The following is a 16,910-nucleotide window of genomic DNA, read 5'->3' on the forward strand; positions in this document are numbered from 1 at the left end:
CTCCTGAGGGTTAGCGGGCGACCTGAAGGGTGGTCACGGCGATCATATTGGTCACATCTTCGGCGGTGCAGCCACGAGACAGATCATTGGCCGGTTTGGCAAGGCCTTGCAACGTCGGGCCGATGGCATCCGCGCCGCCGATGCGCTGGGCGATTTTATACCCGATGTTGCCCGCATCGAGATTGGGAAAGATCATCACGTTGGCGCGGCCTCCAAGAGGGGATCCCGTGGCTTTGGAAGTGGCAACCTCGGGCACGAAAGCGGCGTCGAATTGCAGCTCCCCATCGGATTTGAGATCGGGATGGCTTTGGGCCAGCAGGGCTGCTGCGTCACTCACCTTGGTCACGGAGGGATGGCGAGCCGACCCCTTGGTCGAGAACGACAGCAGCGCGACCTGTGGCTCAACTCCGAGAAGTTGCCGACACGAAGCAGCTGAGGCCACGGCAATGGCGGCCAGTTCCTGGGATGTGGGATCAATCACCAGCCCGCAGTCGCCAAAGATCATCGCGTCCTGACCTGAGGGATGGTTTTCAGGCAAGGCCATCAGGAAAAAGCTTGAAACAAGCGGCGCATCCTTGGCCTTACCAATGATTTGCAGGGCCGCACGCACGGTGTCGGAGGTGGTGTGGACGGCGCCTCCCACAGTACCATCCGCGTGGCCCGACCGTACCATCATCGCGGCAAAAACCAGCGGATCCCGAGCTTGCGTCTCTGCCAACTCCTCGGTCATGCCCTTGTGCTTGCGCAGGTCAAAGTAAGCGCGGGCAAATGTGTCGGTCAGTGGTGACGTGACGGGATCTGCGATGGTGACGGCGGGCGTGCCCGCAGCCGCAAGCGCGGCGGCGATGTCATCCTCCGGCCCGACAAGGGTAATGCGCGCGATCCCGGCTTTGGCAGCCGCGACGGCTCCGGCGACGATGCGTGGATCGCGCCCCTCACTCATCACGATATGGGCAGGCCGGGCGGCAGCGCGATCTTTCAGATCACGCAACACGCTCACGGCCTGCGCCTTTGGGTTATGCGGATGCTGAAAGGCAACCGATTTCAGACAGTCTGCGGACGCATGTCGTCCTTGCTGATGCCCGCAACGGCCACTGGTTTCTTCATCGCGTCACGGCGGAAGGGATCACCCAGTTCCTGGTTGATCATGGCTTCGATCAGCGTGGTGATGCCGTTCTCCATCTGGTCCTTGATCGCCTGGTTCAGCGCGTCTGTAAGCTCGTCTTGGGTGCGGGCGACCACACCTTTCAGACCGCAAGCATTGGCGATCCCAGCGTAAGAGACCTCCTCGTCCAGCTCCGTCCCGACGAAGTTGTCATCGAACCACAGCGTGGAGTTCCGCTTTTCCGCACCCCACTGGTAGTTGCGGAAGACGATCTGTGTGATTGGTGGCCATTCGCCGCGCCCGATTGCTGTCAGCTCGTTCACCGCGATGCCAAAGGCACCGTCGCCGGCAAAGCCCACAACCGGCACGTCCGGCTGGCCGATTTTCGCACCAACGATGGCGGGCAGACCGTACCCGCAGGGGCCAAAGAGACCCGGTGCGAGGTATTTGCGCCCCTCTTCGAACGCTGGGTAGGCGTTGCCGATGGCGCAGTTGTTGCCGATGTCTGACGAGATGATCGCCTCGACGGGCAGGGCGGCCTGAATGGCGCGCCATGCCATCCGGGGGCTCATCCAGTCGGGCTTGGCCTTGCGGGCGCGCACGTTCCAGTCGGTGCCGGGGTCGTCCTGCTCATGTGTCAGCGAGGTCAGTTCCTGTGCCCAGGCGGATTTGGTCTGCGCGATGTGGGCCTTGCGCTCGGCCCGGCCTTCGTCACCGGCGGTGTCGGAGAGCTGTGCGGTGATGCCGTTGGCCACTTTGGCCGCATCTCCGACGATGCCCACGGTAACTTTCTTGGTCAGGCCGATGCGGTCGGGGTTAATGTCCACCTGAATGATGGTCGCATCCGCAGGCCAGTATTCGATGCCGTAACCGGGCAGAGTGGAGAAAGGATTCAGGCGTGTGCCGAGGCAAAGCACCACATCCGCTTCCTTGATGAGCTGCATGCCCGCCTTGGAGCCGTTGTAGCCCAGCGGACCCGCGAACAGCGGGTGATTGCCGGGGAAGGCGTCATTGTGCTGGTAGCCCACGCAGACCGGGGCATCCAGCCGTTCGGCTAGCACGCGGGAGGCTTCGATACCACCTTGAGACAACACCACGCCCGCGCCGTTCAGGATGACCGGGTTCTTCGCGTTGGAGAGAATCTCTGCAGCCTTGGCGACTGAGGCTTCACCGCCCGGAGAGGCTTCGAACTCGATGGGGTCGGGGATCTCAATGTCCACCACCTGCGTCCAGAAATCGCGCGGGATGTTGATCTGTGCGGGGCCGCTGAGGCGTTTGGCCTTGGCGATCACACGGGCCAGAACCTCGGCGACGCGGGAGGGGTCGCGCACCTCTTCCTGATAGGCGACCATGTCCTCGAAAAGCTTCATCTGCTCGACTTCCTGAAAGCCCCCCTGACCGATGGTCTTGTTGGCGGCCTGCGGGGTGACCAGCAGCAGAGGCGTGTGGTTCCAGTAGGCGGTCTTTACAGCGGTGACGAAGTTGGTGATGCCGGGGCCGTTTTGCGCGATCATCATCGACATCTTGCCGGTCGCACGGGTGTAGCCATCCGACATCATGCCGGCAGATCCCTCATGCGCGCAGTCCCAGAACTGGATCCCTGCGTCGGGAAAGATGTCCGAGATCGGCATCATCGCGGAGCCAATGATCCCAAAGGCATGCTCAATACCATGCGCTTGAAGGGTTTTTACGAAGGCTTCTTCGGTGGTCATTTTCATCGGCGGGTGCTCCTCAGCGGCTGAAGTATTGAATTAGAATAACAATAGAGTGATTCACGTTGCGGCAGAACCTAGGGCCTGTTGGTTGGGACTGTTAGGTCCAGTTTCAAACTCGGGATAGAGCCAAATGAGACATCGCGTCGATCTCATGGGCGACCAGTGCGACACCCTTTGCGATCCGGGAAGCCGGGATGGAGGAATAGGCCAGGCGATAATAGTTACGCGGCCGCGACGGGCCTGCGAAAAACGCATGCCCGGACTCCATCAAAACCCCTTTTGCCTGCAGGCGCCTTGCAAGCTCCTGGGTATCCACGCCTTCGGGCGCCCGCATCCAGAAGGAGGAGCCGCCATAAGCGCCCTGACCGGCGATTTGCAGATCGTGCTCTGCAATGGCCTGCGTCATGACTTCGCGTCGGTCATGCAGCGTCGACCCCATGCGGCGGATCAACGCGTCATGATGGCCCAGTGACAGGAAATAAGCGGCTGTGCGCTGCACATGGCCGGGCGGATGGCGCAGCACTGAGGCGCGCAATGCGCGGGCCTCGCGGATGAAGGGTTCTGACCCTACAAGATACCCCAGCCGCAGCCCCGGAAACAGGGATTTGGAGAAGCTGCCCACATAGATCACCCGTCCGTCGGCATCGAGGCTTTTGAGCGCGGGCGACGGGCTTTTGAGAAAGGACATCTCAAATTCATAGTCATCTTCGACGATCAGCGCGTCCATCTCTGCGGCCCGTTTCAGCAGATCGTGGCGGCGGTTCATCGGCATGGTGCCGGTGGTGGGGCATTGATGGCTGGGGGTGGTAAAGATCACATCGGTGTCCGGGGGGATCGCATCCGGTGGCAGGCCATCCGCGTCCACCCGTACGGGTGTCACGTGGCAGCGCGACTGCGAGAGGATGTCCCTAAGTGCATGATAACAAGGGTCTTCCAGTGCTGCCCGACGGCGCTGCGTCAACAAGACCTGTGTGGTGAGCCAAAGCGCATTCTGCGCCCCGAGCGTGATGAGGACCTGTTCGGGCTGCGCGATAATGCCCCGCCTTGGCAGGGTGTGGCGGGCGATGAATTCGATCAGCTGCGGGTCATCCTGATCGTAGTAATCCGTTGTCAGCGCGGTGAAGTCCTTTTGCCCCAAGGCCTTGAGCGCACAAAGGCGCCAGTTGGCATGGTCAAAAAGCTCCGGATCTGCCTGCCCGTAGATAAAGGGGTACCGGTAGCCGCCCCAGTCGGCCGGTTTGCGAACCGTATCGCCGCCCGAGAACCGCTGGCCGATGGCGCGGGTCCAATCCACGGCATCCGTGCTGGCGGGGCCGGGAGCAAAGGCGGGTGGCACCGGCGCATTCTCGGACACATAGTAACCTGAACGTCCCCGCGAGGTGAGGTAGTCATTTGCCAAAAGCTCGGTGTAGGCAATCGTAACGGTAATGCGGCTGACCCCCAGATGGGACGCGAGCCTGCGGGTTGAGGGCAGCTTTTCACCGCGCTGAAAGCGTCCGGACAGAATGCCTTGCGCGATCATCTGCTGGATCTGCGACTGCAGCGTTCCCTGTGCGTCGGGATGCAGGAAAAAGGTTTCAACCGGAAGGGCCATCTGGGCACCTTATACTGGACTTAGTTGCCTTGCAATCTGGCATTAAAAATTGTGCAAAAGCCGAACGCCGTCTGGACGTAGGCCTCAAGATAGCAATCAGATCGTGCGCTTAATGAAACTTATAGTATCAATAATTGATATATTAGGCAAGGATTGTGGGTGGAAATCTTTACTACAGGCCGAGGTTTCCCATTGTCCGTGATCCGGCTGCTGGCAGCTGTTTGATCTGAATCAGAGACGTCTTCTCCAAACCATGAGATAATTAGCTGTTATTAAAAAGAATTATTCGGAGGATTCCTGTGTGAAAGATGCCGTTCCGGAATGTCCAGCCCAGGCCGAGCCCAAAACAGTCTCCAAACCGCAAAAGGTTGAGGTCTCAGATTACCCCTATGAGATCAGGATGGACCGGGAGACATACGAGGCTGAGAAAGCAGTACTACAGGTCGAATTGCTCAAGGTTCAGCTATGGATACAGGAAACCGGCCAGAAAGTCGTGATGCTGTTTGAAGGCCGCGACGCTGCTGGCAAGGGCGGCACGATAAAGCGCTTCACAGAACACCTGAATCCGCGGGCGGCGCGGGTCGTGGCCTTGAACAAACCATCTGATGAAGAGCGCGGACAGTGGTATTTCCAACGCTACATCAAGCATCTGCCAACGGCTGGCGAGATCACCCTTTATGACCGCAGCTGGTATAATCGCGCCGGTGTTGAACGGGTCATGGATTTCTGCAAGCCTGACGAATACCTGGAGTTCATGCGCCAGACACCGGAGTTTGAACGTATGCTCACGCGAAGCGGTATCCATTTGCGCAAATACTGGTTCTCGGTGACGCAGGAAGAGCAGCGCGCAAGATTCAAGTCACGCGAAACCGACCCGCTCAAACGCTGGAAACTCTCGCCAATTGACCGTGCGAGCCTGGGCAAATGGGATGCGTACACCGAAGCGAAAGAGGCGATGTTCTTTTACACCGACACAAAGGATGCGCCTTGGACGGTCGTGCTCTCAAACGATAAAAAACGGGCCCGGCTGAATTGTATGAAGCATTTTCTGTCGACCTTCGATTATCCGGGGAAAGATGATACAGTGGCCACACCCCCCGATCCGCTGATTGTGCGCAATGCCAGTCATGTGGTCGGGGCGGCGGATCATGTACTTGCAGCATCGCTGCATCCTGAAACACGCAAGTCCTAGACACACAACACGGAGAAACTGATGACACATGTGCCACACGAACTGGCAGAGGAATTCCCCCATATGCAACAGGAGATCAGCGATCTGAAAGCCAAGGATGGCCATTTCGCAAAGCTCTTTGACGATTACCACACGCTCAACCGCGCCATACATCGCGCGGAGACGAACATAGAGCCGACAGACGACTACCATATGATTGCCATGCGCAAGGAGCGGTTGGCGCTCAAGGATAAAATTGCAGCTTGCTTGGCCTCTGCCTGAGGAAGGGGGAGACGCTCAGGTCAGATGCCTGCAGGAAGGCCTCGGTTCACGCCGGGGCCTTTTGCCTTTTGCTATGGCGATTGTGGATGCTAGACCGGGGTGTAGATGTCCGCCCAGACCCGGCAGCAGGCAAAGATTGCCGGGGCGCAGATCATGGATACCTGTTTCAGCGCATCGTGCGAACCGGATCCGGATAAACAGCGCGCTTTGCTTGCGTTCGCTTGGGGGGAGGGCGGTTTGCAGCAGGACCCGGCGGTGCATGTTCGGGACGGGCAGCGTTGCCGGATCATATGGAGCGCTTTCATCAGAACATCCCATAGGTCGGATCGAATGGACCAGTGCGATCAGCACGAACCGTGACAAAGTCTGTTTTTGGGCGATTGGTTGCCCCGGATGGATCCACGGTGATCAAGGATGTGGACCTTGGCCGGTTTGGTGAAGGCGGTCACTTGGTTGGAATTGTCGTTTTTTTCGGACCGTAGGGAAGCTGAACCTACAGCATAATGCCAGGCGTCATGGGCCTAAACGAAAAAGCCCCGGCGTTCCGCGCCGAGGCTTTCACTCAACCCTCGGGTCGTTTTACTCATTCAAAGACACGGCCCAGGGCACCCTCAACCGCGTCACAGATATGGTCTATATCATCCTTAGTCGCGATCAGCGCAGGTGAAAAGCACAGCGTGTTGTTCTTGCCTGGCAGGGAACGGTTGGTTGCCCCAATGATCACGCCTTGCTGCATGCAGTCGCCCACCACAGCCTGTACCAGATTCTCGGCGACCGGCTTACGGGTCTCGCGATCTTCAACCAGTTCGGCCCCGATAAAGAGACCCTTGCCGCGCACCTGCCCGATGCAGGCGTATTTGTCTGCCAGCTCTTCCAGCTTGCCGACCATGTAATCCCCCTGCGCCACCGTGTTATCAAGCAGGCCTTCCTCTTCGATGATCGCCATGTTCTCGATCCCCGCCGTGGGGCCCGCGGTGCAGCCGCCAAAGGTGGAGATATCGCGGAAATAATTCATCGGGTCGGTGGCGTCGTCCTTGAAGAGGTCGAAGACTTTCTCGTTCGTGACCAGACAGGCGATGGCGGCATAGCCGGAGGCCACACCCTTGGCCATGGTCACCATGTCCGGCTCAACACCGTAGTGCTGATAGCCAAACCATCTGCCGGTACGCCCGACGCCGCAGACGACCTCGTCGATATGCAGCAGGATGTCGTACTTTTTGCAAATCTCCTGTACGCGCTGCCAGTAGCCATCGGGTGGGGTGATAACCCCGCCGCCCGCCGTGACGGGTTCGAGGCAGAGACCTCCCACCGTGTCGGGTCCTTCGGCCAGGATCACCTCTTCGATCTGATCCGCCGCCCAGACGCCGTAGTTTTCGACGGGGGCCCCCTCTTGTTCGAAGGCCCGATATTCAAGGCAATGGGGCACACGGATAAAACCCGGCGTGAAGGGGCCGTATTGCGCGTTGCGCTCGTCCTGACCGCCAGCGGACAAGGCGGAGATCGTGGTGCCGTGGTAGTCGCGGTCGCGGTACAGCACTTTATGTTTCTTGCCGCCATAGCGCTTATGCGCGATCTGACGGACCATCTTGAAGGCTTTCTCGTTCGCCTCAGAACCGGAGTTGCAATAATAGACCCGGCTGAGACCCGGCATCTTTTCGATCAGCTTTTCGGCGAACATGGCCCCGGGGATCGATCCGGCAGAGCCGGCAAAGTAGTTCAGCTTGACCAACTGGTCACGCACGGCATTGGCAATACGCTCACGTCCGTAGCCCACGTTGACCGTCCAGACACCGCCGGACACGGCATCAAGGTGTTCTTTGCCCTTCTGATCCCAGACTTTCATGCCTTTGCCTTCGACAATGATCCGGGGGTCCGTGGTTTCATAGGGCTTGTGCTGGCTGAGATGGTGCCAGATATGCGCGCGGTCTGCTTCGACGACGCGGGATATATCATTTTCAGTGAAATTGCCGTCCATGGTCAGACCTTCCGATTTTCTACGTAAAGTGGGAATCGAGACCAGTGTGCCTCAGATCTACTCGAATTGACAGGTTTTCCCCTTGGATGGATAGGGCCAGAAATAAATGACATCTATAGCCAGAATGAGCTTCCCATGTCGCCAAACGCACTGTTTTTATGCCGGTTGAAGATGAAATCATTCTGCACTGCGGCTCGTACTGGTGGAGTAACACGGACATTTCATACGAAAAACTGCTGATTTTATGTGCGGTCATGTATGGGCTTGATGGCGTCGCCATGTGGCGGAAACGCCGGAGTTCGCAGGCCATCTGGACTCATGCACAGGTCGAAAGTGGTCATTTCAACCCGCGCGCTGCCGACACCACTATGACCGCGTCAGCGGTTCGGTGCGGCCAATATCTGGGCGTTTTGATCTGTGGGTTTTTTTGAGGCATCGCGCGTTCAATTTTCGAACAGTTTCATTTTAAATGGGCTGGTGTCTCAACAATACGCTTGCAGGTGTCGATAATCTGACATTGGATGGATGCGTGAAATGAGTGCTAAACCCGGTATCAGACCGGGATGCACATCAAAAACCGGCCCAAAAGGGCGGAAAATGATCAACGGGAGAATAAGATGATCAAGAAGACAGCAAGTGCATTTGTAACGGGCGTCGTACTGGCGATCAGTGCACAGGCCGCGAGCGCGGATGGTCACGGTGAGATTACCGTCGGCTACTTCCTTGAATGGCCAATGCCGTTCCTGGCGGCCAAAGCCTCAGGTGCCTATGACGAAGCACTGGGGATGAAGGTCAACTGGGTTTCTTTCGAAACCGGTACGGCGATGAGTGCGGCGATGGCCTCGGGCGACGTGCAGATCTCAGTCTCGCAAGGTGTGCCGCCCTTCGTTGTGGCGACCTCCGGCGGGCAGGACATCCAGGCAATTGATGTTGCTGTGTCCTATTCGGAAAACGACAACTGCGTCGTTGCCGAAGCGCTCGAAATCGACAAAGACAGCGCGTCTGAGTTGGCGGGCAAGAAAGTTGCCGTGCCGCTGGGCACCGCCGCGCACTACGGTTTCCTGCGCCAGATGGACCACTTTGGCGTGGATGTCGCCTCCTTGCAGGTCGTGGACATGGCGCCACCAGAGGGGGCCGCGGCCCTGAGCCAGGGCGCGGTTGACTTTGCCTGCGGCTACGGCGGTGGTCTGGGCCGTATGAAAGAATACGGCAACGTGCTGCTGACCGGTGACGAAAAAGAAGAGCTGGGTATTCTGGTGTTTGACGTAACCTCCGCACCGGCTTCCTTCGTTGCCGAAAATGGTGATGTGGTTGCCAAATTCCTCGCTGTGACAGCAGAGGCGAACGAGCAATGGAACACCAGCCCGACGGATGAAATGCTGGCCGTGATTGCCGAACAGGCGGGTATGGACGTCGAAGCGGCGAAAGCTTCGATCTCCACGATGAAATTCCCGGGGGTTGACGATCAGCTCTCGGAGACCTGGCTGGGTGGTAATGCGGCAACCTTCATGAAGGGGGTGGCAGATGTGTTTGTCGAGGCCGGATCCATCGACTCGGCGCTTGATAGCTACGAAGATGCGGTCAATGCCGGCCCGCTGGCAGCAACCAAAGGCATGTAAAACGATTTGTCCTGGCGTGGGAGACCCTTGCGCCAGGACGCTTTAAGGACCAGAGGCGGGGTAAACCCTGCCCGTCCAGTCGCCAGTTTTGGCGTGCAACAGGTGGGGACCTCATGATCGGATTATCCATAGAGAATTTATCGATGCGCTTCGAGTTGCCGGGTGGCGACCACGTGCAGGCACTGCAAGATGTCTCGCTCGACCTCAAGGCAGGTGAGTTGCTGAGTGTCTTGGGGCCGTCTGGCTGCGGCAAGACGACCTTGCTCAATATCGTGGCGGGCTTTCTGGCGCCGACAGCGGGCGAATTGATCCTGAACGGCCACAAGATCACCGGCCCGGATGCCGAGCGCGGCATGGTCTTCCAGCAGGGCGCGCTTTTCGAGTGGATGTCCGTCCGCGAGAACGTCGCGTTTGGCCCCTCGATGAAAAGCATGCCAAAGGCCGAAAAGGACAAAACAGTCGACCACCTGCTCGACGTGGTAGGTCTGCAGGATTTCAAGGAAAAGGCGGTCTATGAACTTTCCGGTGGTATGCAGCAGCGTGTGGCTCTGGCCCGCTGTCTGGCAAATGATCCGGATGTCATCCTGATGGACGAGCCCTTGGGTGCGCTGGACGCGCTGACCCGCGAGAAGATGCAGAGCCTCGTTCTGAAGCTCTGGAAGGAGACCGGCAAGACGATCATCCTGATTACCCACTCGGTGGAGGAAGCGTTGCTGCTGGGCGAGCGGCTGATCGTGATGGCGCCGCGCCCCGGGCGTATCCACAAGGAATACCGCCTGCCCTTTGCTGATCTGGGTGTCGATTCCGACCTGCGGGAAGTGAAGAAACACCCCGAGTTCGGCCCGCGACGCGAAGAGATCCTGAACATGATCTGGGACATGGAAGAAGAGATTATGGGCGCCAAGGAGGACGCGGCATGATCCCTCTGCTGATGTATGTGGCGATCTTCGTAGCCGCCTTCTTTATCGTGACAAAGGTCGTGCAGGGGGCGGGCCTCAAAGACTACACCTCGCTCAAGACCGTGACCTTTGGCGACGAAAGTGCTGTGCGACCGAACCGTGCGGCGGGCATAATCTCGATCCTGACCATCTTTTTGATGTGGGGGATTTTCACGGGCTCCAGTCTCCTGCCGGGCTTTCTGCATGCGCCGGGTCCCTACGAGGGTACCACGACCTTTACCTACACGGCGCAAGGCGATCAGGGATCGGACGACGCCACCGTAACGGTTGTCGTGCACCCGCGTGAGCAGGATACAGACGCGCCCGAAGTTGATCCTGGCGAGGGGTTTGCCAAAAACGATTCCGCAGCGATTGCCCAGTGGCGGTCCGGCCTGATTACGGTGGACCGGAACGATGAGCTGGGCCGTGACGACGGCGTTCAGGTCGTGGCGATCAACGGCGAAAGCATCGCACCGGGTCAATCCGTGGCCGTTGAGGGCGGAACCGTGACGCTCAGCGACCGCGGGACCCCGAATTTCCAGCCAAACCGCGGCTGGCAGATGGAACCGCTCTATCTACCGGCCCCCGAAGAGGTCTGGACCCGCACGCTTTCCATTGCAGGGGAAGGCTTCCGGAACTTCACACTGGTGGAGCATCTGGGCTACTCGCTCTTCCGGGTTGTGGTGGGCTTTATGCTCGGGGCGCTGGTGGGTATTCCGCTGGGCTATGCGATGGGCTTGAGCAACTGGTTCCGGGGGTGGTTCGATCCGATTGTGGAGTTCATGCGTCCGGTGCCACCTCTGGCGCTGATTCCGCTTGTCATCATCTGGGCCGGGATCGGGGAGGCCGGCAAGATCATCCTGCTCTTCCTGGCCGCCTTATGGATCATGGCCATTGCCGCGCGATCCGGCGTTTCTGGCGTCAATATCTCCAAGGTTCATGCAGCCTATTCGCTGGGCGCCAGTAAGTGGCAGATCATGCGCTACGTCATTGTCCCGAACTCGCTGCCCGAGATATTCACGGGCGCGCGGGTTGCGATGGGGGTCTGTTGGGGCACGGTGGTTGCGGCAGAACTCGTCGCCGCCGAACAGGGCGCTGGCATGATGATCATGACCGCGTCCAAATTCCAGAACACGGACATCGTCATCATGGGCATCATCCTGATCGGTGTCATCGGTTTCGGGATCGACATGCTGATGCGCTGGGCCGAACGCCTGCTGGTCCCCTGGAAAGGTAAAGGCTGAGGTCGCGCACCTTCATTCAAAGCAAAACGGGCCCTTCTCTGGGCCCGTTTTTTTCGTTTTGTCAGGACTTGCGGCGCGGTTTCGCGTTCGGGCCTTTGGTGGGTTTCTGCCCACGTTTATGGGGGGGTACGAACCGCTTGGATGTGTCCGAGGCGCGTTTTTTTGCGGCAGAGGCGTCTTTCGGGCGGGCGGCTTTCGCCTTTGGCCCCGGCTTGTCCCGATCCTGGTCGGGTCTGTCGCCCCGGTTCTCCTGATCGCGCGCTTTGCGGTCCGACTTTGCCGTATCTCGAGCCTCGCGGGTCCAGACCGGCTTGGGTTTGGAGGTTTTGCGTGCCGGGGCTTCGGGCTTCTCCGGCGCGGGTTTGGTTTTTGACCAATGATCCTTGGTACGCGGTTTTGCAGGTTTGGCTGCGGACGGACGGGGTTTATCCGGGCGCGGGTCCTTGCGTGCAGGTTTTCCCCCGGCGGGCGGGCGACCGAGGTCCGGCGCTTTATCCAAACGTGTGAGTGAAATCCCGGGCTCCAACGCGCCATCGGCCCCTACGGCAGAGATCAGGGCATCGGCACTCCTGGCCAGCACTTCGACGTAGCTCTGATCCTGCTGGATGCGGATGGCGCCAATGTCGTCGCGGGTCAGATTGCCCTTTTTGCACATGATCGGCAGCAACATGCGTGGATCAGCCCCCTTGTCCCGCCCGATGGAGACCGAGAACCACACTGACGGCCCAAAGGACCGCTTGGGGCGGTCATCGGGTTGCGCCGGGTCCGAGAGCTCTTCGGGCGCGGACTGGCGCGCGCGGTAGAGGTTGACGAAGGCCTGGGCAAGTTGCTCTGAAGAGAAGCGTTGTGTGAGTTGCGCAACGAACGCCTGCGCGTCTTCGGGGATTGGGTCCGTCCAGGCCGGGTCAGCCAGCAGGCGCGCTTCGTCCTGTGCATTGACTTCGGCTGAGGAGGGCGGATCGGCCCATTCGGCCTTGAGCTTGGCCCAGCCCAGCAGCCGGTTCGCCTTGGTGCGCAGTTTCGGGGGCACGATGAGGGCGGACACGCCTTTGCGCCCCGCCCGCCCTGTGCGTCCCGAGCGGTGCAAAAGCGTGTCGGCGTTACTCGGCAGATCGGCGTGGATCACCAGTTCCAGGTTCGGCAGGTCGATCCCGCGCGCTGCCACATCGGTGGCCACGCAAACACGGGCGCGCCCGTCGCGCAGCGCTTGCAGAGCGTTGGTGCGCTCAGACTGGGTCAGCTCCCCCGACAGGGCCACGACCGAAAAGCCGCGGTTGGTAAATCGTGTGGTCAGTCGCGCGACCGCCGCGCGGGTGTTGCAAAAGACGATGGCGTTTTTGGCTTCATAAAACCGCAACACGTTGATAATGGCATTTTCGATGTCACGCGGATGGGTGTTGAGCGCGCGGTATTCGATATCCGCATGCTGGCGCGTCTCGCTGGTGGTGGCGATGCGTTTGGCATCGCGCTGGTAGCTCTCGGCCAGCTTGGCGATGGCCTTGGGGACCGTTGCCGAGAACAGCAGCGTCCGGCGATCCTGGGGCGCTTCATCCAGGATGAACTCAAGTTCCTCACGAAAGCCCAGATCCAGCATCTCATCCGCTTCGTCCAGCACCACCGTCCGCAAATCCGACAGATCGATGTTGCCGCGTTTGATATGGTCGCATAAGCGGCCCGGTGTGGCGACAACCACATGCGCTCCTCGGTCGAGCGCGCGCCGCTCGGTCCGTGTGTCCATCCCGCCCACGCAGGAGATGACGGTGGCCCCGGCCTTGGCATAGAGCCACGACAGCTCGCGCGCGACCTGCAGGGCAAGCTCTCGGGTGGGGGCGATCACCAGTGCAAGCGGTGCGGCTGCCGGGCCAAAAACCTCTCCCTCTCCCAGCAGCGTCGGCGCAATCGCCAGACCAAAACCAACCGTCTTGCCGGAGCCGGTCTGGGCAGAGACAATCAGGTCGCGGTCCCCCAGGGCGGGGTCAGTCACCGCCTCTTGCACGGGCGTCAGTGTTTCATAGCCTTTGTCGGCCAGCGCATCTGAAAGGGTCTGTATCACGGGGTGTCCTATGGTCTTGGGCCGCGCGGGGCGCAATGGGCGCGGTCCTTGTCGCGTGTCGTTATGCTTTTGGCGGGAAAGAGTCGATGCTCTTTTCGGTAGGTCAGGGGGCTGTCAGGAAAGAGTGACAGTTTTTGTGCATTTCTCTTGGCCTCAGCCTGTCAAACAGCCAAGATAGGCCCAGTGCGTAAGGAGAAGTTTACATGCCCATCCGGCCACTCGACCTTGACACGGCATTCTGTCTGATCGGAGGCGCCTGGGGGGCACCTCTCTCGAACGAGACCCTGCCCCTGATAAACCCGTCTGTCGGCGAGACGCTGTGCGACATTGCCAAAGGCGGTGCAGAGGATGTCGACGCGGCGGTTTGCGCGGCCCGCGCCGCGCTGCAAGGGCCGTGGGCGCGGTTTTCGGCGGCAGAGCGTGGGCGTCTGCTCTACCGGATCGGCGAATTGGTGCTGGACAACGCCGACCTGCTGGCGCGGGTCGAGGCGATGGACGTGGGCAAGCCGCTCAAACAGGCGCGTATCGATGTCATTGCATTGGCCCGGTACATGGAATTCTATGCCGGGGCGGCGGACAAGCTGCATGGTCATACGATCCCTTACATGGACGGATACACGGTCTACACGCTCCGCGAACCCCATGGGGTGACCGGCCATATCATCCCTTGGAACTACCCGATGCAGATCATCGGCCGGTCCATCGGTGCGGCGCTTGCCATGGGGAACACCTGCGTCTTGAAGCCCGCCGAAGAAGCCTGCCTGACAGCCTTGGCCTTTGGGGAACTTGCGCGCCGGGCCGGGCTGCCGGACGGTGTGCTCAATATCGTTCCGGGCTTGGGTGGCGAGGCCGGTGCGGCGCTCGCCGGTCACAGCGATGTCGATCACCTGTCCTTTACCGGGTCGGTCGCCGTGGGCCGACAGGTGCAGCAGGCGGCGGGCGAACACGTCGTCCCCGTGACGCTGGAGCTGGGCGGCAAATCCCCGCAGATCGTCTTTGATGACGCCGATCTCGATGCGGCCCTGCCGTTTCTGGTGAATGCCGGTATTCAGAATGCCGGCCAGACCTGTTCCGCCTCGTCGCGTATTCTGGTCCAGCGCGGCGTCTACGACCAGGTCGTCGCCGCCATGACTGATCGCTACCACAATCTTAAGGTTGGGGCGGCGATGGATGACCTTGACCTCGGGCCGCTGATCTCTGACCGGCAGAAACAAACGGTGGAGACCTTTATCAAGCAGGCCGAAGACCTTCAGATCGCGGCGCAGGGCACGATCACGGCACAGGCGCCAAAGGCGGGATCCTATGTCAGGCCCACGCTCTTTGTTGACGTGCCGCCGGATCATGCCCTGGCGCAGCGGGAAATCTTTGGCCCGGTGCAGGTGATCATCCCGTTTGAAGGCGAGGCCGATGCGCTGGCGATTGCCAATGGTACCGAATACGGGCTGGTGGCCTCTGTCTGGACCTGCGATGGCGCACGCCAGATGCGGTTGGCGCGGGATCTGCGCGCTGGTCAGGTCTTTCTCAACAACTACGGTGCGGGCGGTGGGGTAGAGTTGCCCTTTGGCGGCAGGGGGCTTTCAGGTCATGGCCGTGAAAAAGGGTTCGAGGCGCTTTATGGGTTTTCCACACTCAAGACGGTGGCGGCCTTGCATGGCTAGGCTTGCCCCGCCTGGGCCAACCTGCTTGCATGCAGCCCGGACCGGCCAAGAGGAAACCGCATGAGCACCGATAACCACACCACCCATGACGCGGATGATGACATCCGAAATCGTGACATCAAGATCTACGTCAACGGAGATATCGTGCACCGGGATGACGCAAAGGTTTCGGTTTATGACAGCGGGTTCATGCTTGGCGATGGGATGTGGGAAGGCCTGCGGCTCCACGACGGGGTCTGGAGCTTTTTTGACGACCACATGGACCGGTTTTTTGACAGTTGCAAAGCGGTGTCGCTGGAGGTGGGCGTGGACCGCGCCGGGATCATGGACGCCTTGCGCAAAACGGCACAAGCCAATGGAATGACAACCGATGTACACTGCCGCCTTATGCTGACGCGCGGGCTCAAGGCCAAGCCGTTCCAGCATCCCGCGCTGAGCCGCACCGGACCCACGCTGGTCATCATCATGGAGCATTCCAAACCTGCCGCCGCCCTGCAAGACCGCGGCATTCGGCTCGCGACCGTCCCGCAAATCCGCGGGGTGCCGATGGCGCAGGATGCAAAATACAACAGCCATTCCAAGCTCAACTGCGTGATTGCCTGCCTGCAGGCGGAACAGGCGGGCGCGGATGAGGGGTTAATGCTCGACCCACATGGTTTTGTGAACACCACCAATGCCTGCAACTTCTTTATCGTGCGTCGCGGTGAGGTTTGGACCTCCACCGGTGATTACTGCATGAACGGTGTCACCCGGCAAAAGGTGATCGATATCTGCCGCGCCAATGAAATCCCGGTCTTTGAAAAGAACTTCTCGCTCTATGAAGCTTACGGTGCAGAGGAGGCTTTTCTGACCGGGACATTCGGCGCTCAGACACCCGTGGCAGAGATCGACGGCAAACCCATCGGCGATGGCGGACGACCTGTCACTCAACGGATTCGCAAGATCTACAAGGACTGGATCGCTGAGGATGTGAAGGCCAATGCCAAGAAGGGGGTGTCGTCATAGCTTGCCAACGTCCTTGGCAGCGGCTTTCGGTGAACGGCGCATCGCTACGTTCCTTGCAGCCAGCATAAAGCGTCGCGCGATTTGCTCGATAAACCAGAGATCACGGTAGACCAGAAGAGGCAGAATATCGATCAAAAGTGGCTGAGGCCGCTTTACAGAAAGCTGGCTATTCTAATCGCCGCGAAGCGCGGCGCAACTCTGCCAGACGACAGGGTATTGAAAATCAATCAGCGGGGCCGGCTGGTCAGTTGCACCTGCTGAATGCCGCGCCTCACGATGTTCAGTCCAGCATTCCCAGAAACGCGGATTTCCTAGAGGCGATGATGCACAACGCGGTTAGAGAGCTTGGCATTATCGGACGCGCTTTCTTGGTCTTGGGTATTGCGGCCAATATCAGCAAGCATGCCGGGTTCTTTGCCAAGATACTCGGGGCAAAGCGGGCCCATGCATTTGAGCCCCGGGAGTATTCTGCTCATTTCGATCCTCTGCCCTGTGAAAAGCGCCCTCCCCGGTGGCCTTTTGCGCAACCTGCCCGCGTCTATCTTCTGCGG

At 59.7% G+C, this 16,910-nt stretch carries 13 protein-coding genes; 8 read left to right on the plus strand and 5 right to left on the minus strand.

The features are described from left to right. Positions 1-10: 10 nt before the first annotated feature. From pta to pdxR, 3 genes are all read right to left on the minus strand, one after another. On the minus strand, positions 11-1,000 hold the full coding sequence (gene pta / locus H7847_RS17745) for a phosphate acetyltransferase (RefSeq protein ID WP_227270817.1): 990 nt from the start codon (positions 998-1,000) through the stop codon (positions 11-13). Between the two features lie 44 nt (positions 1,001-1,044). Next, positions 1,045-2,823 carry a sulfoacetaldehyde acetyltransferase gene (xsc, locus tag H7847_RS17750; RefSeq protein ID WP_227270818.1) on the minus strand — a complete coding sequence of 593 codons (1,779 nt, stop codon included), beginning with the start codon at positions 2,821-2,823 and terminating at the stop codon, positions 1,045-1,047. A 106-nt stretch (positions 2,824-2,929) separates the two neighbouring features. Next, positions 2,930-4,414, minus strand: coding sequence for a MocR-like pyridoxine biosynthesis transcription factor PdxR (pdxR, locus tag H7847_RS17755; protein WP_227270819.1), 1,485 nt, complete (start codon positions 4,412-4,414; stop codon positions 2,930-2,932). 301 nt (positions 4,415-4,715) lie between these two features. Here pdxR and ppk2 point away from each other — a divergent pair, with 301 nt between their 5' ends. Next, positions 4,716-5,606: a polyphosphate kinase 2 gene (gene ppk2, locus H7847_RS17760; protein WP_227270820.1), complete on the plus strand. Its 891-nt coding sequence runs from the start codon at positions 4,716-4,718 to the stop codon at positions 5,604-5,606. 21 nt (positions 5,607-5,627) lie between these two features. Next, positions 5,628-5,867 carry a YdcH family protein gene (locus H7847_RS17765; RefSeq protein WP_227270821.1) on the plus strand — a complete coding sequence of 80 codons (240 nt, stop codon included), beginning with the start codon at positions 5,628-5,630 and terminating at the stop codon, positions 5,865-5,867. A 583-nt stretch (positions 5,868-6,450) separates the two neighbouring features. Here H7847_RS17765 and H7847_RS17770 read toward each other — a convergent pair. Next, positions 6,451-7,842, minus strand: coding sequence for an aminotransferase family protein (locus H7847_RS17770; protein ID WP_319799782.1), 1,392 nt, complete (start codon positions 7,840-7,842; stop codon positions 6,451-6,453). Positions 7,843-8,000: 158 nt separating this feature from the next. On the opposite strand from H7847_RS17770, the gene H7847_RS17775 reads away from it, so the two are divergent. From H7847_RS17775 to H7847_RS17790, 4 genes are all read left to right on the plus strand, one after another. Continuing rightward, positions 8,001-8,273: a hypothetical protein gene (locus H7847_RS17775; protein WP_227270822.1), complete on the plus strand. Its 273-nt coding sequence runs from the start codon at positions 8,001-8,003 to the stop codon at positions 8,271-8,273. 186 nt (positions 8,274-8,459) lie between these two features. Next, positions 8,460-9,461 carry a taurine ABC transporter substrate-binding protein gene (locus H7847_RS17780; RefSeq protein WP_227270823.1) on the plus strand — a complete coding sequence of 334 codons (1,002 nt, stop codon included), beginning with the start codon at positions 8,460-8,462 and terminating at the stop codon, positions 9,459-9,461. 113 nt (positions 9,462-9,574) lie between these two features. Continuing rightward, a complete protein-coding gene (locus H7847_RS17785; protein WP_227270824.1) occupies positions 9,575-10,381 on the plus strand; it encodes a taurine ABC transporter ATP-binding protein in 807 nt (268 codons plus the stop codon). Beyond that, positions 10,378-11,643, plus strand: a complete 1,266-nt coding sequence (locus H7847_RS17790; RefSeq protein WP_227270825.1) for an ABC transporter permease — start codon at positions 10,378-10,380, stop codon at positions 11,641-11,643. The genes H7847_RS17785 and H7847_RS17790 overlap by 4 nt, the downstream gene beginning before the upstream one ends. A 61-nt stretch (positions 11,644-11,704) precedes the next feature. Here the strand turns inward: H7847_RS17790 and H7847_RS17795 are convergent, their stop codons facing one another. Continuing rightward, the gene (locus tag H7847_RS17795) at positions 11,705-13,696 is read right to left on the minus strand and encodes a DEAD/DEAH box helicase (protein WP_227270826.1); all 1,992 of its coding nucleotides are present in this window, start codon (positions 13,694-13,696) and stop codon (positions 11,705-11,707) included. A 203-nt stretch (positions 13,697-13,899) separates the two neighbouring features. Here H7847_RS17795 and H7847_RS17800 point away from each other — a divergent pair, with 203 nt between their 5' ends. Then, positions 13,900-15,354, plus strand: coding sequence for an aldehyde dehydrogenase family protein (locus tag H7847_RS17800; protein ID WP_227270827.1), 1,455 nt, complete (start codon positions 13,900-13,902; stop codon positions 15,352-15,354). Between the two features lie 60 nt (positions 15,355-15,414). Further along, positions 15,415-16,359 (plus strand): aminotransferase class IV, encoded by a 945-nt coding sequence (locus H7847_RS17805; RefSeq protein ID WP_227270828.1) that lies wholly within the window; start codon positions 15,415-15,417, stop codon positions 16,357-16,359. The last annotated feature ends 551 nt before the right edge of the window (positions 16,360-16,910 follow it).

It is taken from the genome of Roseobacter weihaiensis, from assembly GCF_020622345.1.
GTDB classification, from domain to species: domain Bacteria; phylum Pseudomonadota; class Alphaproteobacteria; order Rhodobacterales; family Rhodobacteraceae; genus Roseobacter; species Roseobacter weihaiensis.